The organism is Pauljensenia sp. OF14-1SRA (assembly GCF_027694595.1).
GTDB lineage: Bacteria > Actinomycetota > Actinomycetes > Actinomycetales > Actinomycetaceae > Pauljensenia > Pauljensenia turicensis_B.
Map to the genome: position 1 here is coordinate 1,852 of NZ_JAQEVQ010000012.1, position 19,213 is coordinate 21,064.

Here is a 19,213-nt window from a genome sequence, read left to right on the forward strand (position 1 = left end):
CAGCACGCTTGCCATTTTGGAAACGACATTTTCGCAAAAGCCTAACCATTTCGCAAAAGTGGGGTTTGCGCGCATAGATGCGCGCAAGGTTTTCGGCTTTTTCGGGTAAGTGTTTTCAGGCGTTAAATTCGGCGCTGACACAAGGCGCGTTAGAGCAAGTATAGAATCCCCACTTTGGCTTGATAACAAGGGAAAACAGGCATATTTGCTTAGTCTCCATAACCCTCACCTTTGTATCAATACCAGCAATCCCGTAACAACCACCCGGACTGCTTCGCAGTCCGGGTTTTGTTTTGGCTGGGAGTCAGCGATACTTGCCCTTCGAAATCGCGGGGAGAGTAAGGAGTTCTTGCGCAACTTCCGCGGTAGTAACAAGAGCAGTTGGGATCCCTGAACGACACACGGCGTGGATTGCTTCTGTCTTTTGTGTTCCGCCAGCAACCATCAGGACGTTAGGGACCTTCAAGATTTGCTCGACGGTTATGGAAATACGGCGATCGTTCAGGGGGAGATTGAGGTAGTTGCCGTCGGCATCAAAGAAAACGCCACTGGAATCGGCCACCGCACCACGCTGATCCAAGACTTCAATGTCGCTCTGAGGAAGCAATTGCTCAAGCTGGGTAACGCGCGAATCCCAAGCGCCGACAGATAAGACTGCGATGTCAATGTCATCGAAGAGCTCAAGGATGCGAGCAACAGCTGGTTCTTTCCTCTGAACCTTCGCCGTTTCAGCTGAAGAACTGAACAGGGGAGCGATAAGCATTCGCCCTTCAACGCCAGATTGCTGACTGATCTGTCCGATCAAAGTGATTGGAGACTTTGAAGGATCGTCACCAATTACTCCTGTAATTTGAACAAACTCTGATGGGGGAAGAGGCCCAAGATAACGGGCGATAGGCATCAAAGTACGACCCCAAGAAAAACCGATGCGGTCGTTCGGTCGAATATTTGTGGAGAGATACTTGGCTGCTTGACGCGCCAGAGTATCTCTTTCGGTTACAACATTTCGGTTAGCTTCAACAAGACAGACATGGTCAAGATGGAGATGGCGAGCAAGAAGCTGAGCTAGATCATCAATGTTGACGCCAACGTTTGAGATTTCGATTCTGACCATGCCAATGGCGCGGGCTTTTTCGAGCAGGCGGGCAACGCGAAAACGCGAAATGCCAAACTCATTTCCGATCTGCATTTTACTGACATCGTCAAAGTAGAAGCGGCGCGCGATTGCTGTAGGCGGTGGTGCACGATCGGCTGCCTATACGCAGATCATCGCTGATCTGCTGGGGCGGCCTATCGATGTGATTCGTGAGCCTGAAGCGACAGCACGAGGGGCCTGTATTCAAGCGTTGTCTGCGATTACGACGGGTGACGTGGTCATCGTGGCGCGTGATCAACAGCCGTCAGTTTTGGCAACGGTGAATCCTCAGGGGCACCTGTCTTGGGATGAAGTCCGCGATCGCTACATTTCAGTGTGTGACTACGCGGCTTCAACCGCGCATCTGCGTTCTTGATCAGATGTTTTGAAGCCTTACGCTTCGCCAAAGCAGATCTTTATGCGACTGCGCGTCCTTGGAGGAATAAGTGTATAGGCATTACGCGTTCAACGATGGTGTAGTCAGTCGCCTGGGTTATCGCGTGCGTATTTCTGTAGGTTGTTGCCACACCTCTTAATAACGTCTTGCCAATCGGTTTCTACATGGTTGTCGTTAGCCTAAGAAGGTCGGCGCCTAGCGTCGATAGATTGTGAGTTGTGTGAGAAGCAGCGCAAAATTCAGATATTCATTCGAGTAAGCCCTCATATACCAAAGTACGAACAGGCATCTCCTGAGCCCGCTCGTTCACGAAAGCTTTTTCGGCTTTAGACAGACCAAAGAAATCAGCCAACTGCGAATCAATCACTGGAACTAAAGACTCCCAATCGATGCTCAAATCAGCCGGGGCCTTGCTCACCAAGTTCGGCACATTCGCCCACACCGCGCGCTTGTTATCCTGCGTCACCTTCAAAGACCCAAGAAGAAGCCTCGCGAACTTCGTATGCAAAAACGTCGCTAGTTCTTCAGCTTCCTTACGTGTCCCAAACGCACCGATAGAAATGAATGACTGCGTATGAGCGAAACCAGGGGACAACAGAACAGGAGGAGCAAGAACCTCACCCAACTTGCCCGCGCCATTCGACTTCGCCAGCGCAACCTTCCACGCATTCAAATTCGGATGATCGTGCACGTAACGACGATCAATAAACTTCACAAGCCGACGATTATTCTGCCGGCCAAGCACTCCGATCATTCCCCTGTGGGCAACATCGTGAAAAACCTCAGGCAACACATCAAAACAATTCGTCGTCACATCAAACGAATGCCCCGCAGAAACACGTTCAATCGCCTGCGGATACTCGACATGCAACACCGAAGTGAACCGGTAGCTCTCGGGAGCAAACACAATCTGATCAAGAAAATTGTCAGTGATCGCATGAACTCGAGCAACAATCGAACGCAACTCATGGTCAGGAATGAAGGAGCCGATCGGGGCCAAAGAAACGTTCGTATCCCGCAGAGTGACAGCGATCCCGCCCTTCACCTCAACAACGGGAAAAACGCGTCGACTATCCGCCTCAAACAAAGACACGCTCACATGCGGATCTGAAAGAACCTGACGATTCCACTTCTTCGAAGTTTTTCCAGCATTAAATAAGAAGCGAGCCGGCGTCACGAAACACGCTAGAGGAGACACTCTAAATGCAAAATCCATGAAGTCCGGGTAAATCTGACGATCGCTAGTGCCAGCCATCGCCTTCTGATACGGCGGATTGGCGACCGTAACATCAAAGAAGTCAACAGGAAGAACAACATCCACCCCAGACGGAGACTTCAACGTCAGCCCATCCATCTGCCAGACGTTTCGGGCAATGACATGAGCTGCTTCGGTCAGTTCGTCTGCGATAAGAGACCGCCCAAGTAGAGCCGATGTTGCTTCATCAAACGAAGCCAGAAGATTCAGGCGCGCAAGCAACAAAGAATCACCCTGAAGCTCGAATCCGAAGGTCGCCCTCAATGCGCGCAACGCCCAATTAAGCGTTGCGGCCTCGTCACCCAAAGAAATCGGAATAGCGGCCAACTTGCGGTCAAAAAACCCAACGCGCCCGCCAAGAGCAAGCAGTTCACCTGTCGTAGCATCGTACCGGCTGGTCAAATACGGAGCCTCGCCACACGCGACTTCAAGTACACGGCGATCCACGTAGTTTTCCCACGCTTTGCCAGACACGTCATCGAAGGCGGGAAGCGTTGGTCGAAGCGGACGCACTATACCGGCCGACGCATCAGGGATCGCATCATCATAAGGCTCGTGGCCGGCAGACCACGCATGATCTACGACATCATTTTGAAAGTTCACCAGCCACGCTGGAGTGAAAATCTCAGCGCGTTCTTTCGTCCGAACAGCCTGAGCGTCACGCGCTTTCGTTGTGCGCTGAGCAATCAAGCTAGGATTCGCGTTCAAAACATCAAGCGTGATCTGCTGATCAGCATGGATTCCCAGATCCTCATAGTCTTGAGTCGCCCACACAATATTGCGCGAGAAGACGCCAGTATCATTGCGCGAGAAGACACCAGTATTGCTACCGTCGGCGCCAGCAGGTGTATCCGCGTCAGTGGAAGTCGCATAATCTCGAAGTAAAAGTGGCAGTAGATCAGCGAAACGCACGGACAGGTCACGAGCCTGCGAGCGTTGCATCGGATCACCTCACGAATTGGACGGGACTTCCCTCATAAGGCTACCGCCCGAGATACTTACGCGAACCACCTATCCTCTTCTCAACGTTGTTGCGAAGAGACATCATGATCCAACGATTGGTCTCGCTCTTCTCCGGAATCTTTCTGCTGGTCACCGTTGTGACAACATCCAGCGTTGCTAGCGATGTCATTCTTTGGCCACATCCCGCACTGTGAGTGCTCTTGATTGTCTCGGCAGCAGATCGCTTCTGATCTTTAATTTCGATTCGGCAGCTGCGATCGAGTACTCCCATGTTGTCACCCGTCGGAACGCGCTGGGGCAGCCGATCACTGTTCTTGACGCCCAGATTGTGTCTATTTGCGTGACGCGTGGGCAGTTCTTGCAACTTCGAACGCCAAGGATTTTCAGGGGTGCGGTGTGGAGCTCGTCAATCCTTGGGATTAAGAACAGTTACTTCTGCCAGAGTGTGTGCCCGGCCTCGTCCAGGATGAGGGCGTGAGCGGTTCCGGCCTCGTCAATCGACAACTGGACATCCACGAAGGTGGAATCATCGTCTGGGGCGCATGAGCGGTAGGAGTAGCTCGTGTTGGCGACAGCGACGGTTGTTGTTAGCGCGCGGGTCAGCCACGGACGCTTTCTACGTAGCCAGACCAGCGAACTCAATGCCTCGTAGGTCGCGTGCCCAAACCCCAGCAATTCGCCGGGAGAAGCGGGCAGGGGAGGACGCACCGCGTCATCGCCGAACTGGCGGTCTTCCTTCACCCCCGTGAATCCCTGCTCATCGCCGTAGTAGATCGACGGGGTGCCACCCAGCGTCATGATGATCGCCTGCGCCACTAGTCCGCCATCGGCGCCAAGCAGAGACGAGATGCGCGTCGTGTCGTGATTGCCCACGAACGTTTGCGCAATGATCGTCTCCAAGAATTCACCGTGGCGTTTCAGCGTCCAATCGAGCTCAAAGAAATTCTTATCCGTGATCGACGACCAAATTGCCTTCCACAATTCGTATTGCGTGACCGTATCAACGTGGGAATCCCTAACGAACGCGGGGTAGTCACCGTGAATGACTTCGCCGAGGAAGAAAGTATCGGGGTACGAGGCCCGGACTCGGTCGCACACGTCTGCCCAGAACTCAGTTGGAACGGAATATGCAGCATCAAGTCGCCACCCATCGATGCCGCGGGCACACCAATACTCCATTACCTGCTGAACGAAATCCTTGACGCGCGCGTTCGTGTGGTCGAAGCGCACGAGGTCTGGGTTCCCTTCGAAGAACCAGGGGTAGGGGCCACCGTCGGACTCCCAATCGATGTGGAATAGGGGAGCATCGGGAGAATTGAGCGTTCCGGAAACGGGATCCTTGCCAGCTTCAAGAACCGCACGCAGAGGCTGATACTGGTCACTGACGTGCGAAAATACGCCGTCGAGCATGATGTTCATTCCGTGAGCATGGCATGCCTCAACCAGTGCGTCGAAGTCTTCGACACTGCCCAGACGCGGATCGATGCACAAATAGTCGAGCGTGTCGTATCCGTGCGTCGCCGAATCAAAGATCGGGCCGAGTAGCAGTCCCGTCGTACCAAGCTCAGCGGCATAATCCAACCAGTTGATCAACATTCGCAGGCGCGGAACCTGTGTCCGATCGCCGTCGCGAATCGGCGCGCCACACGCTCCCAGCGGGTACACGTGCCACCAAATGGAATCTGCGCCGGGCGTGCGATCAGAGGGTGAAACGCTTTGAGTCATAGGCAAACTTTAGCCCGTGACACAGGCGAATCGAGGTGGAACACAAGGTGGAGCGCAAACGGACAGTGCGGGTGCAGGCGTGACTTGATTGTGCGCACGCTGAACTTCAAGGGTGCGACTGTGACCAAGCAATCGCGGATCAGTTTGCGCGTCCACGACGCACGATGCGACCGTGGATGTATGAGTTCTCCTGAGCGCGACATGACCGCCAGCCCCGAAGGTGTAGCTTCGTCGACTGATGTGAAGCCCCGACGCGTTTCCACACTGTCGACCGTGATGGCGCTGGTTACGGTCCTCGCGATCTCACCCTCGATGCGCGCCGGAGCAACATCGCTCGGGCCTGTCCTGACTGGTGTCCAATCCACTTTTGGAGTGGGAGCGATGGCGGTCGGTCTGCTCTCAGCGTTGCCGTGTATTGTTTTTGCTCTCGTTGGTGTACTGGCAGTTCCACTGTCAAAGCGCTTCGGACTGACGTGCATCGTAACCGTCGCAATGGCCGTGACAACCTTCGGCTTGGGTGTGCGTCCATTCGTGTCGAACTTCTGGGCGTTCCTCCTGCTCAGTGTTGCTGGACTTGCTGGCCCCGCCGTCGGTAATGTCATCGTGCCAGCGTGGATCAAACTGCATAAAGCTGGTCGCACGGTTCTGCTTCTGACGGTCTACGGTGGCGTTCTCCCGCTGGGTGGAGCGATGGGTTCGTTCCTCGGCGCGCCGATTGGGGGGCCTGATTCATCCGGCTGGCGAACCGCGCTGTTCATCTGGGCGCCGTGGGCACTGTTGGCAGTGCTCGTCTGGCTTCTCGCCTGGAAGAGCGTCGGTCGAGATACTCCGCCGGTCGCCCAGTCTTTAGCGCCAGTACCTGAGTCTTCTACGCCACTGACAGGGGACGAGGCCGCCCAGTTGTCATCGCCCTTGGCTACCAAGGGACGGAGCCTGATGAGATCACCAACCGCCGTGGCGTTGATGGTTGCATTCGGACTTCAATCTTTGAATGCCTACGTTCAATTTGGGCAGCTTCCAACGATTCTCGCAATGCTGGGAGTCGACCGAACAAGCGCAGCCGCGATGGTTGCAGCCATCAACCTGTGGGCACTTGTCGGTGGCTTGATTATGCCGAAGATCGTTGACTCGGTGAAGAACCTGCCGCTTGTCTCTCTGCTCTTCGGGGTGCTGACCGCTTCCGGTTATCTCGGCCTTTTGCTTGCTCCAACTTTCTCTCCCTGGCTGTGGGTGACGCTGCTGTCGATCGGTGGCTTCATGTTCCCGCTCTGCGTCACTCTGATCCCTGCGCGCGCTCGCACTGCATCGATGAGTGCGCGCCTGTCGGGTATGGCTCAGCCTGGTGCATATATCGTTGCAGCATTCGGCCCGATCATTGTCGGCATGGTGCTTCAAGCAACCGCTTCGACTACTCCTGTTCTGATCTTCCTGATGATCATGGCTCTCTTGATGGGCATCATTGGCATGCGAGCCTCCGCCCCCGTATTCGTCGACGATGAAGTGTAAGAGCAGGCGGCCTCGTACTTGAACGGTGGCCGAAAGACGCAAAAGTGGCTGGCATTCGCATCCGCCCAAGCTTATAACGCACCAACGCGCCAGTCCTGATGGTGGTACAACGGAGAAAAGTGTTCGCGGGGAGGAATTACGATGCAAGGAAGCGTCGAAGAAGCAATCGACATTGCGCGCGGTGGTCGAATTCTGGCGGTGACTGGTGCGGGAATGTCCACCGACTCGTCCTTGCCGGATTATCGAGGCACCGGCTCAACCCCCACAACCCCGGTTGATGTCGACATGTTTACGTCCGACCCGGTGTGGTATCGCTGGCTCTGGTATCGCAATGAAGCGACGTGGAAAATCCTCGAAAACTGCCAGCCCAACGATGGGCACCGGGCACTTGCCACGATGGAAGCATCCGGGCATCTGCTGGGTGTCTCCACGCAGAATGTCGACCGGCTGGACGCGCGCGCTGGAACGCGTAACGTCTGGGAGCTCCACGGACGCTACGACACGGTTGAATGCCTGAGCTGTGGCTCCGTTACGTCCCGCGCAGCATTGTCCGTGCGGTTGCGTGCGTTGAATCCGGACCTCGTCGAAGAAACCGATCCCGCACACGTCGACATCACCCCCGATGCCCGTCGCGACTTAGCCGAAGTCTGCACGTTCACTCCCGCGTACTGCGAACGCTGTGGCGGAATGCTGAAGCCGTCCATCGTCATGTTCGGCGAAGGCCTTCCCGAGTCCGCGTTCGGCCCATCCCTCGACATGGCCGCGTCGTGCAATGTTGTGTTGGTCGCGGGCACGTCACTCGCCGTCTCCACCGGTTTGTGGGTGGTTCACGAGGCCATGCGCGCAGGCGCTTCCCTGATCGTGGTGAACAGGGGAGGAACAGCCGTGGATCGCTTCGCCGACGTCCGAATTGAGGGAGGCACGTCTGAGGTACTACCTCAGATTGCTACTGCGCTCACCAGCTGAACAGGTCGAGACGTGGCAGGTTGCCCACGTTGTGCGCGGTTGAAGAACAGCAGAAGTGTGACAGGCGACATAGGTTGTGCCATTGTTTGTTTTCTCGTTGAACGCCTACACTGACCATGAGCGCCGATCATCTGGTCGGCATCGCAGGGTTGTTACTCGTCAGAGGCAAGACCTGGGAACGCGTTTATTCGTGCGCCCAGGTCTTTTTTGTTGCCCTGAGAAAGACTCACAACCAAAGCGGTTCATTGAAGAACCGGGAAAGGGGACGGATGGAGATGTCCACCGACAAGCAGATCGCCGAGGCAGTACTTCAAGGGGTCGGAGGCGCAGGCAACATCACCAGCCTCACGCACTGTGCCACGCGCCTACGTTTTGAACTCGTTGACGCATCCAAGGTTGATGCCAATGCGCTCGACGCGACCGAGGGCGTTCTTGGAGTTGTCCCCCAGAGTGGGGACCGCTATCAGGTCGTTATTGGAGGCGCCGTCGCTGGCGTTTTCGCGGCCATGCAATCTCTGCCCGGAATGGGCGCCGGAGCCGTCATGACCGACGCTGAGGTCAAGGCTGCCGCCCGCTCGAAGGCGCGCGGCAAGGTCGCCTGGCTCGACTCCTTCTTCGAGTACCTCTCCGACTCGTTCCGTCCGATCCTTGGCGTCTTGCTCGGCGCCTCGCTCATCATTGCGTTCGCCGCCGTCCTCGACGCCCTCGGCATCGTCGACTTCCGTGCCGCCGACAAGCCCGCCTCCTGGGTCTTCGTCGACGCCCTGTGGCGCGCGGTCTTCTACTTCCTTCCCATTATGGTCGCCTACAACGCGGCGAAGAAGCTCGACATTGACCCGTGGCTCGGTGCGACCGTTATGGGTGCTCTCCTCACCCCGGAGTTTCTTTCCCTGTCGAACAAGGACCGGTTCCCCGACCTTACCTGCACGACGAACCAGCTCCTCGAGACGCAGAATTGCACGGCCCACATCTTCGGCCTGCCGCTCCAGCTCAACGACTACGGCGGCAACGTCTTCGTCCCGCTCATCATGGTCGCCGTTCTCGCACTCCTCTACCGCGGGCTTAAGAAAGCGATTCCGACGAACCTTCAGATGGTCTTCGTCCCGTTTATCTCGATGGCCGTCATGATTCCCGTTACCGCGTTCCTCATTGGCCCGATGGGCGTCTGGCTCGGTAACGGCCTCGGCGTCGGCCTCGCTTGGATGAACACGCACGCCCCCTTCGTCTTCGCGCTCATTATCCCGATGGTCTACCCGTTCCTCGTTCCGCTCGGTCTTCACTGGCCACTCAACGCACTTATGCTGGTCAACATCCAGACTCTCGGCTACGACTTCATCCAGGGGCCGATGGGGGCATGGAACTTTGCCTGCTTCGGTGCAACCGCCGGTGTGCTCTTCCTTTCCATCCGTGACAAGGACGTTCAGATGCGCCAGACCGCAACCGGTGCACTGGCGGCCGGCCTTCTCGGTGGCATCTCTGAGCCTTCGCTCTACGGTATCCACCTGCGTTTCAAGAGGATCTACCCGCTCATGCTCATCGGATGTTTTTCCGGTGGTCTGACTATCGCAATCCTTGGCCTCACTTCGGGAGGCGTGACCACGGGCGCCTTCGCCTTCACCTCGCTACTCACAATCCCAGTGTTCTCACCTATGTGGATTTACGCCATCGCAGTTGCGATTGCCTTCTCCACCGCTTTTGCTCTGGTTTCAGTTTTCGACTATCGCACCGCCGAGCAAAAGGCCGCGCTTGTCGCACCTGCCACGAGCGTTGCCCCCTCGATCGAAGAGGAAGACACGACACCTGTTCCCGTTGCAGACGCAGAAGCCGCCACCGCGGTGTATGCACCCGTTTCAGGGCGAGTTATCCCGCTCGACGAATCTGGCGACAAGGTCTTTGCTTCGGGTGCGCTTGGTGCAGGAGTCGCAATCCTTCCCACTTCAGACACTATCTACGCGCCAGTCGCAGGCACACTTGCTACGGTCGCCAAGACTGGGCACGCCTTCGGAATCAAAACTGATGACGGTGTAGAAATCCTCGTTCATATTGGAATCGACACCGTTGCGATGGATGGCAATGGTTTCGACGTTAAAGTCGAAAAGAAGCAACGAGTTGAGATCGGGGATGTCCTTGCGATCGTGGACTTTGCAAAGGTTGAACAAGCTGGATACTCGACCACTACGCTGATGACTGTAACGAATACAAAGATCATGACGGCAGTGACCCCGATCGTGGGAGAAACCGTTACAGCCGGTACACCCGTCATCGACGTCCAGCACTGAACACCGAAGTCGCGCCCAGAAAGGAGGATCACCCGTGGAACTACTCCGCGTGTTCAACAATAATGTTGTGCTCGCACGCCGTCACGATGGCGTTGAAGTGATTCTCACTGGGCGCGGTCTCGGTTTTCAAACAAAACCAGGACAAACGGTCGACGAATCCAAGATCGTGAAGATCTTCGTTCCATCCGACGGCCGAGATCCGGACCATATTGGCCAACTCCTCGCTGAAATCCCACCGGAGCACATCCAGATGGTTCTTTCAGCCATGCGGGAAGCCCGAATCGAAGATACTGCGAGCGTCATCCTGGTTCTTTCACTCGCTGACCACCTTGGTTTTGCTTTGGCACGAGCACGGATTGGTCAAGTCATTGAGTATCCGCTTACCGCCGAAGTTGTCAGCCTTTACCCGGATGAGTATGCAAAGGCACAGCGCTTCGTCGAGGCTCTCAATGCCCTTTCCGATGTGACTCTTCCTCAGGTCGAGGTCACTGCATTCAGCCTCCATTTGGTGAATGCCGGTTTTGCTTCGGGTGACCTGTCGTGGACCTACACGATGACCGGTGTCATCCAACAGATTCTCGATGTCGCGGCCAAGGGGCTCGACGTGCAACTCGATCCGTCTTCGATCAGCGTCGGCAGATTTATCACCCACCTGCGGTATCTCTTCGTGCGCATCAACAAAGATGAGCAACTCGAGCACCACATGTTTGCAGTCGTTCAATCAATCGTTGACTCATATCCGAAAGAAAACGCGTGTGCGAAGACAATCGCAGAATTGGTCGAGCTGAGACTCGGTTCTTCTTTGTCGGCCGATGAGATCGCGTACCTGACACTTCATCTTGCACGCTTGTCGATGCCGACTCCGGCTAAGTGACGATGCTACGAAGCTGAGGCGACGTATTCTGCGCTAGTCGTCACGAGGTGCTGAGTGGAAGGGGCCCCGAACCGTAACGGTTCGAGGCCCCTTCCTTCAGCTGAGAGAACTGAATCAGGCGTCAGCCTTCTGAGCTTCAATCTGGCGACGGGCAACGTCAACGCGTTCGCGGATGATACGAACCAGAGCAGCGGAGACCTCGGTGTGCGAAGCGATCCACTCTTGACCGGCAGCAACGATGTCCACGCCTTCAGCGTAGCCAGCAATGTCGGTCGGGAACATGAGGATCGCGATGTCCTCAGCGGTGTGGAATGTGTTCTCTGCCCACACGCGTTCGATCAGGTTGAAGTAGTCGGCAACGAACTGAGTGTACAGAGCCGGGTTCGTGCGAGCCTGCGTCCAGAAGCCGGAAACCATAGCCCAGCGAGTGTCATTCGGGATCGACAGATCCGTCATGACCGCGTCGAAGACGTTGCGCTTGACGGTTGCGTCTTCCACGGCTGCGCGAGCACATGCTGCGTTCTGGTGGCCGGTCATCGTGCCATCTTCAGCTTCGAGAGCCGCGATTTCTGCTTCGCCGGCAAGACCCAGGCGAACCAGCGCGATCAGCAGTTCCCAACGGCAATCAAGGTCAAGATCGAGGCCTTCAAGAACCTTTTCACCTGCGAAGATTGCTCGGAGCTGCTCGCCTTGCTCGGCGGTGGTAGCACCGTGAGCGGCTGCGCGGATCAGTATGTTCTGTTCGTCCGATGCCGGAGCAGCTGCAACAGCGAGATCCAGAAGCGCGCCACCAACTTTTTCGAGGGCAACCTGACGCTCGGTCGGAGCAACAAAGGTACGAACTGCTTCTTCGATGTGACGGATTGTCAGCTGGAGCATCGACATATTCGTCTCACCCGGGATCGCCGCAAGAGCAAGATCCAAGTAGGAGCGTGCCGACATCTCACCATCGCGGGTCATATCCCATGCAGATGCCATGATGACGCCACGGGTCAGCGAATCGGTGATCGACGCAATGTTCTTTGTTGCGAACTCGAGAGACTCAGTGTCCATGCGGATCTTCGCGTATGCCAGATCGCCGTCGTTCAGCAGAATCAGCTGGGGACGAGCAAGGCCAGAGGCAGCAGGAACAACGGTGCGTGCGCCGTCAACATCGAGCTCTTGCCGGAAGACCTGTTTCAAAGAACCATCTTCACTGGCCGAGTAGCCGGCGACGGCCATGCGGTGCGGGCGTAACGAGGAACCTTCAGAGAAGGATTCCTGCAGAACAGCGAGCTCAGAGATTACGCCGTTGTCGTCGACGTTGATTTCGGGGCGGAGCAGGGTCACGCCTGCTTCTTCCAGCCAGACCTTCGACCATGCCTTGAGGTCGCGGCCTGAAGCCTTCTCGAGTTCACCCAGAAGGTCGGTGAGCGTCGCGTTCGCGTAGGAATGAGCGGTCAGGTATTCGTGCAGGCCGGTGAAGAATCCTTCGCGGCCAACGTAGGACACCAGCTGACGCAGAACGGATGCACCCTTTGCGTAGGTAATACCATCGAAGTTCACCTCAACGTCTGCGAGGTCACGGATTTCAGCTTTAATCGGGTGAGTCGTGGGCAGCTGATCCTGCTTCAAGCCCCAGTCCTTGCGGAGCATGAAGCCTGTCCATGCATCGGTGAACTCGGTGCCCTCAGCGAGAGCCAGGTGGCTCATGAACTCAGCGAAGGATTCGTTCAGCCAGAGGTCATTCCACCATTTCATCGTCACCAGGTCGCCGAACCACATGTGGGCGAGCTCGTGAAGAATCGTGTTGGCTCGGGTTTCAAGCTGAGCAGCAGTCGGGCGAGTACGGAACACGTAGGAATCGCGGAAGGTTACGCAGCCCGCGTTCTCCATTGCGCCAGCGTTGTATTCAGGAACGAAGATCTGATCGTACTTCGTGAAAGGGTAGGCGATGCCGTACTGCTTCTCGAAGAAAGCGAAGCCCTTGCGGGTCGTGTCAATGATGCGATCAGCGTCGAGGTGCTCGACCAGCGACGCGCGAGAGTACACACCCAGATCAATCGTGCGACCGTCAGAGGACACCAGTGAATCGGTAACGCCTTTGTAGGGGCCAGCAATAATCGCGGTGATGTACGTTGACATCTTTTCAGTCTCAGCGAAACGGTAGATCCACGTCGTGCCATCAACCTCGGGCTGAGGAGTCGGAGCATTCGAGAACACCAGCCAGCCAGCGGGAGCGCTGACGGTCAGAGTGAAGGTTGCCTTCAGATCAGGCTGCTCGAAGGTTGTGTAGACGCGGCGGGCATCCGGAACCTCAAATTGGGAGTAGCAGTAGTCTTCGCCGTCAGCCGGATCGGTGAAACGGTGCAAGCCTTCGCCGGTGTGCATGTACTGGCAGTCGGCTTCAACTTCCAGAACGTTGTGCTGAGCCAAACCGTCCAGCGCGATGCGGTGGTCAGTGTGAGCCTTGGTGGGGATTTCCTGACCATTCAGGCGAATCGAACGGACGTTGTTTGAAACCAAGTCAGCGAAGGTTGAGGCGCCAGCGGTCGCATCGAACTCGATGCGCGTCGTGGAACCAAAATCAGTGGCGCCACGTGTCAGATCCAGCGTGATGTCGTAGTGGTGAACGGACAGGATCTCCGCGCGTGCAGCTGCTTCTTCGCGGGTGAGGTTCAATCCCGGCATGATGCCCTTTCAATTCAGAGGAACGTAAACAAAGTAATGCTTGGGCCTATCTTTTCACTGAACGACCTTTGACGCACATTTGGCAATGAAACAAGCAAGCATGACCTGCCAGAGTGATCGGTCGTGAACGGGGAATAGTCCCAGGCCGATGGCTGTTCGCCACGGTAGAAATGAAGCGGAGTTTTACCAGATGTGAACACGCTGTGAGGGATCAAGCCACATGTGATCGCCCTGACATACATTGAAGGCCTCGTGGAACTGATCCATATTGCGTGCAATCTGATTGCATCTAAACTCTGCGGGCGAGTGAGGATCGATCGCCAGCATCTGCAGAGCAAACTCTGGGCGTGATGCGGTTCGCCACGCCCGTGCCCACGCGTAGAAGAATCGTTGGGCTCCGCTCAGACCATCAATCACCGGGGCAGAATCAATACTCAAGCCTTGCTTACTCAACGTGGCAACCCACGCATTCCATGCAATCGTCAGACCGGCAAGGTCACCAATATTCTCGCCCAGGGTTAGTGCACCATTTACCGTCGGAACAGGTGAAGACTCTTCCTCCACCTGCGCATCTTCGCCGGCATCCAGGTCATAGACCGCAGGTTGAGCCAAATCTAGGGGAGTGAGCTCGTCGTACTGTTCGACCAGTTTGCCCGTGATCTGCTCGAAGAGCTCGCGGTCGATGTCACTCCACCAGTTTTCAAGGTTGCCCTGAGCGTCATACCGTGAGCCCTGATCATCGAAGCCGTGCCCGATCTCGTGTCCGATAACTGCGCCGATTGCACCAAAGTTCACTGCGTCGTCAGCTTCGGGATCGAAGAACGGTGGTTGCAGGATCGCAGCAGGGAAGACGATTTCATTCATCGCGGGGTGGTAATAAGCGTTTACCGTCTGCGGAGTCATCAGCCACTCGTCGCGGTCGACTGGCTCATCGAGCTTACGTAGTTCTCGCGCGGTCTCGAACTGGTAGGCCTTTGTCACGGCATCAACCAGAGAATCACTCTGTTCAATGACGAGCCCCGACATGTCGCGCCACTTCGGCGGATACCCAATCTTCGGGCGGAAGGTTGCGAGCTTTTCAAGAGCCCGCTTCTTTGTCTCTTCACCCATCCAGTCACATGCAGTGATTGCTTCGCCGTAGGCATTCAATAGCCCTTCGACCAACTGATCCATGCGCTCCTTGGACTGCGGCGGGAAGTGTCGTGACACCCAGATGCGCCCCAGTGATTCGCCGGCAACAGATTCAACGAGGCCGAGTGCGCGCTTCCAACGCGGCCGCAGCTCCTGCGTACCTGACAAGGTACGGCCATAGAAATCAAAGTTTTCTTCGACAAACTCCGAAGAGAGCAGACCAATCCGCGCATCCAGTACGGAGAGCTTTGACCAGATCTTCAGATCCTCGATCGGAGTCTGGCCCCAAATCTGCGCCGATCCGGCAAAGAAATCGGGTTGGGACACGCTGATCTGAGCCTCGTCCCCGATCTGCCACCCCAGACCGCGCGCCCAGGCATCCCAATTGAACCCAGGCGCACTGGCAACAAATTCGTGCCACGCCATCTGGTTATCAGATAGGAGGGGATTGCGGTTATCCACGGCACTGCGGTGATGCGAAGCAAAACGCGTTTCGAGATCCATAATCATGCGCGCAACTCGGGCAGAGCTTTCACCAATACTGGCCAACGATGCGAGTTTCTCGAGGTGAGAAACGTAGGCATCGCGGATTGGTGCATATGAATCTTCGCGATAGTAGGCCTCGTCTGGAAGACCTATTCCGCCTTGGACAAAGGTCATAATGCGTGCATCGGAATCATGCGGATGCGTACCGCTGTAGGCTCCAAAGAAGGAATCGGCGCCGCCGGACATCAACGTGCCAGTCAATTCGTCAAGTTCTTCGCGAGTAGTTACGTGATCGATGGCTTCGAAGAAGGGGAACAGGGGAGTAATGCCTGCTTCCTCGATCGCGTTTTCATCCATAAATGCACCCCAGAGGGTCGCGATAAGAGTGGCGTCTGTGTCATCAAGAGTGCCGGCAACAGCATCGTTACAAATATCCCGACCACGTTCTTCGGAAAGATCACGCAACGCGTGGAAAGCGCCGTCGATTGGTCGGTCAGCGGGGATTTCATGCGTTGCAATCCAGCGTCCATTGACGTGACGATAAAAATCGTCTTGTGCGCGGACGTTTGGATCGATGTTCGCGGTCTCTAGGACTCGCGCCAGAATCTTTTTGCTCATACGCCAACTTTATGGCAGCCCCTGTAGGTATCGCTGTGCAAAAACAGGGGAGCGGTCGGAGGGGTCATGCGCTCCTCAGCTCTTGCCTGGCCGATTTGAGCATGAATTCCGAATCATTCGTTATGTGAAAATCTGTCATTTCAAACCTGAAAAGCGTAGGTTTCCGGCATTTCTCTACGAATGAAAAGTGAGGTACGCCTAAGTTGTGCACGTATGTGCACGGGGGCTGAACAATGCAATCAAATGAGGGGTGGCAAGGCACTATTGAAGGGGCGAAGGGGCTAGCTGTGCGCAAGCCCGAAGCGAAAATGTGAAGGGAACGAATGGTGAAGACGATCAACACTGACGTTGTCGTCATTGGCGGTGGTTCCACCGGAGCCGGTGTCGTCCGTGACGTTGCAATGCGAGGGTTTAGAACCGTCCTCGTTGAACGATTCGACATCGCACAAGGTACCTCTGGCCGCTTCCACGGCCTGCTCCACTCCGGTGGACGCTACATCGCGTCCGACCCTGAGTCAGCAACCGAGTGTGCAGAAGAAAACGAAATCGTTAAGCGCATCAACTCAAACGCAGTTGAAGCAACCGGTGGCCTGTTCGTGGTCACCTCGCAAGACGACGAAGAATACGCAGATAAGTTCCTCGAGCGCGCTGCCGCGGCAAAGGTGCCGGCACAGGAAATCAGCGTCGCCGAGGCACTGAAGCGTGAGCCTCGTCTTGACCCCAAGCTCAAGCGTGCATTCGAGGTCCTCGACGGCTCCGTCGACGGCTGGCAGATGGTCTGGGGTGCAATTCGTTCCGCTCAGGCTTACGGCGCACAGGTGATGACCTACAACAAGGTCACAAAGATCGAACGCGAAGGTGACCGCATCAGCGCAGTCATCGTCCACAACGTTCGCACCGGCGAAGATACTCGCATCGAATGTCAGTTTGTTTTGAACTGTGGTGGTCCTTGGGCTGGTCAGATTGCCGCGATGGCTGACTGCCACGGCGTTGACGTCGTCCCCGGAGCCGGAATCATGATCGCAATGAACTTCCGCCTGACCCAGACGGTGCTCAACCGCTGCATCTGGCCAGCCGACGGCGACATCATCGTTCCTGACCACCCGGTGTGCATCATCGGCACGACGGACCTCAAGGCAGATGACCCGGACAAGCTGACGATCCCCGCCGATCAGGTTCAGCAGATGTTCGACGCTGGCGAAGCAATGGTTCCCGGCTTCCGCAAGGCTCGCGCGGTTCACGCGTGGGCAGGTGCCCGACCGCTGGTCAAGGATTCGCGTGTTGCAGCAACCGACACGCGTCACATGGCTCGTGGCATGTCGGTCATCGACCACAACTCGCGCGACGGCGTCTACGGCATGCTCACCATCGCCGGTGGCAAGCTCACGACCTACCGTCTGATGGCAGAGCGCATCGTCGACATCATGTGTGAAGAAATGGGCGAGAAGCGCGAGTGCAAGACCGCCGGTGAAGCGGTCCCGACCGCATCGCCGAAGCTCTATACCATCGGTCACCGCCTGCACGACATCGAGCACAAAAATGCGGCCCCCAGCCACGATCAGATCATCTGTGAATGCGAACTGGTCACCCGCAAGATGCTCGAAGACACAATGGATGCTTTGCCGGGCGGTCAGCTTGATGACGTTCGTCGTCAGGTTCGCCTCGGCATGGGGCCCTGCCAGGGCGGCTTCTGCTCCCAGCGTGCAACCGGTATCGCTCACGAACGTGGCGATATCGATTCCGAGAAGGCAAACGAACTGTTCAAGACCTTCTTGAAGAACCGTTGGATTGGTCTATGGCCGATCACCTACGGCAAGCAGCTGCGTCAGGCAGCGCTTGATAACTGGATTCATGAAGGCATGCTCGATGTCGAGCACCTGCCGATGGCGCAAGGCGAGCCGGGCGAGGAGTTCGTCTTTCCTGCATCAGCTTCCGAGAATAAGGAGGACGCACGATGAGAGACGCCGTTGTTATTGGCGCTGGCCTTGCCGGTCTTACCGCAGCTCTTTATCTTGCTCGCGGTGGCGCTTCGGTGACGGTCGTAACGAAAGGTCTTGGCGGTTTGCAGCTTGGCCAGGGCACCGTCGATATTCTCGGATACTCCGAGTCTCGCGTGAATGCTCCGATCGCTCAGATCTCCGAGCACATTTCCTCGCGTCCGACGCACCCGTACACGCACTTCACTCCCGAGTTCGTTGCCCAAAGCGCGAACTGGTTGAAGGATGTCCTAGGCTCTGACCTTTTGATTGGCGATCCCGAAAAGAACGTTGTGCTTCCGACCGCAATCGGTGCGCTCCGTCCGACGAGCCTGTACCAGCCCTCGATGGAAGCGGGTATTCCTGCAGACGGAGCCTCGTACCTGATCGTCGGTCTGCGCCGACTGAAGGATTTCTACCCGACCCTCGCTGCCGAAAATCTCTCGCGCCAGACCACACCGAATGGCGAACCGATCAAGGCACGTTCGTTGATCGTCGACGTCGAGATGCGTGCAGACGAGGTCGATACGACCGGTACGAACCATGCGCGCACATTGGATCGAGCCAAGATGCGCACCAAGCTGGTTGAGGCCATCAAGCCTCACGTTCGCGAAGGCGAAATCATCGGCCTTCCCGCCGTGCTTGGTCTCGATGACCTGAACGCTTGGAAGGACATTGCTGACCAGCTTGGACACAAAGTCTTCGAGATCCCGATGCAACCGCCATCAATCCCCGGTATGCGTATGAACCAGGTCCTGACCGCTTTAGTGAAGGCTGAAGCGCGCTTCATCCTCGGGTCTGCCGTGAAGGGCATCGAAACTGACGGCCAGAATGTCACCGCCGTGATGATCGGGACCGCCGGTCACTCGACGCGCATCGAAACGAAGAACGTCATCCTCGCTGGTGGCGGTTTCGAATCCGGCGCACTCGATATGGATTCCTACGGGAAGGTCACCGAAACGATCCTCGGCCTGCCGGTTCTCGGCGCTGAGGGCCAGCTTCTCCACGGTGACTTCTGGGGGGCCGACCAGCCGATCTTCCTCGCCGGCCTTGACGTTGACGATGAGATGCACCCGTTGGACGCAGCCAAGAAGCCCGTCTACACCAACGTTTACGCAGCCGGCGGAAACCTCGCCGGAGCAACCCGTTGGCGCGAAAAGTCAGGTGAAGGCATTGCCCTTGCCTCCGCACTCCGCGCAGCCGATTCGATCCTTGGGAGCCTGAAGTGACCA

At 56.6% G+C, this 19,213-nt stretch carries 12 protein-coding genes; 7 read left to right on the forward strand and 5 right to left on the reverse strand.

The window, feature by feature from the left end; all coding sequences use genetic code 11:
* Positions 1-304: 304 nt before the first annotated feature.
* Positions 305-1,189, reverse strand: a complete 885-nt coding sequence (locus PG731_RS06985) for a sugar-binding transcriptional regulator (protein WP_270773009.1) — start codon at positions 1,187-1,189, stop codon at positions 305-307.
* A gap of 34 nt (positions 1,190-1,223) precedes the next feature.
* On the opposite strand from PG731_RS06985, the gene PG731_RS06990 reads away from it, so the two are divergent.
* Positions 1,224-1,511 carry an FGGY-family carbohydrate kinase gene (locus PG731_RS06990; RefSeq protein ID WP_270773056.1) on the forward strand — a complete coding sequence of 96 codons (288 nt, stop codon included), beginning with the start codon at positions 1,224-1,226 and terminating at the stop codon, positions 1,509-1,511.
* A 268-nt stretch (positions 1,512-1,779) separates the two neighbouring features.
* On the opposite strand, the gene PG731_RS06995 is transcribed toward PG731_RS06990, so the two are convergent.
* Together PG731_RS06995 and PG731_RS07000 are read right to left on the reverse strand one after the other, a co-directional pair.
* Positions 1,780-3,729: an Eco57I restriction-modification methylase domain-containing protein gene (locus PG731_RS06995; protein ID WP_270773010.1), complete on the reverse strand. Its 1,950-nt coding sequence runs from the start codon at positions 3,727-3,729 to the stop codon at positions 1,780-1,782.
* A 450-nt stretch (positions 3,730-4,179) separates the two neighbouring features.
* Complete coding sequence (locus tag PG731_RS07000; RefSeq protein ID WP_270773011.1) at positions 4,180-5,475, reverse strand: alpha-amylase family protein; 1,296 nt, start codon at positions 5,473-5,475, stop codon at positions 4,180-4,182.
* A gap of 180 nt (positions 5,476-5,655) precedes the next feature.
* Here PG731_RS07000 and PG731_RS07005 point away from each other — a divergent pair, with 180 nt between their 5' ends.
* From PG731_RS07005 to PG731_RS07020, 4 genes are all read left to right on the forward strand, one after another.
* The gene (locus PG731_RS07005) at positions 5,656-6,981 is read left to right on the forward strand and encodes an MFS transporter (protein ID WP_270773012.1); all 1,326 of its coding nucleotides are present in this window, start codon (positions 5,656-5,658) and stop codon (positions 6,979-6,981) included.
* A 141-nt stretch (positions 6,982-7,122) separates the two neighbouring features.
* Entirely contained in the window at positions 7,123-7,947 is an 825-nt protein-coding gene (locus tag PG731_RS07010; RefSeq protein WP_270773013.1) for a Sir2 family NAD-dependent protein deacetylase, read from the forward strand.
* A 275-nt stretch (positions 7,948-8,222) separates the two neighbouring features.
* Positions 8,223-10,226: a glucose PTS transporter subunit IIA gene (locus PG731_RS07015; RefSeq protein ID WP_270773058.1), complete on the forward strand. Its 2,004-nt coding sequence runs from the start codon at positions 8,223-8,225 to the stop codon at positions 10,224-10,226.
* A gap of 34 nt (positions 10,227-10,260) precedes the next feature.
* Entirely contained in the window at positions 10,261-11,100 is an 840-nt protein-coding gene (locus PG731_RS07020) for a PRD domain-containing protein (protein WP_270773014.1), read from the forward strand.
* A 114-nt stretch (positions 11,101-11,214) separates the two neighbouring features.
* Here the strand turns inward: PG731_RS07020 and pepN are convergent, their stop codons facing one another.
* Positions 11,215-13,770: an aminopeptidase N gene (gene pepN / locus PG731_RS07025; RefSeq protein WP_270773015.1), complete on the reverse strand. Its 2,556-nt coding sequence runs from the start codon at positions 13,768-13,770 to the stop codon at positions 11,215-11,217.
* 183 nt (positions 13,771-13,953) lie between these two features.
* Positions 13,954-16,005: a M13 family metallopeptidase gene (locus PG731_RS07030; protein WP_270773016.1), complete on the reverse strand. Its 2,052-nt coding sequence runs from the start codon at positions 16,003-16,005 to the stop codon at positions 13,954-13,956.
* Between the two features lie 326 nt (positions 16,006-16,331).
* Between PG731_RS07030 and glpA the strand changes: the two genes are divergently transcribed.
* Complete coding sequence (glpA, locus tag PG731_RS07035; RefSeq protein ID WP_270773060.1) at positions 16,332-17,963, forward strand: anaerobic glycerol-3-phosphate dehydrogenase subunit GlpA; 1,632 nt, start codon at positions 16,332-16,334, stop codon at positions 17,961-17,963.
* Positions 17,960-19,210, forward strand: a complete 1,251-nt coding sequence (glpB, locus tag PG731_RS07040; RefSeq protein ID WP_270773018.1) for a glycerol-3-phosphate dehydrogenase subunit GlpB — start codon at positions 17,960-17,962, stop codon at positions 19,208-19,210. Before glpA ends, glpB begins: the two co-directional genes overlap by 4 nt.
* Positions 19,211-19,213 lie beyond the last annotated feature (3 nt).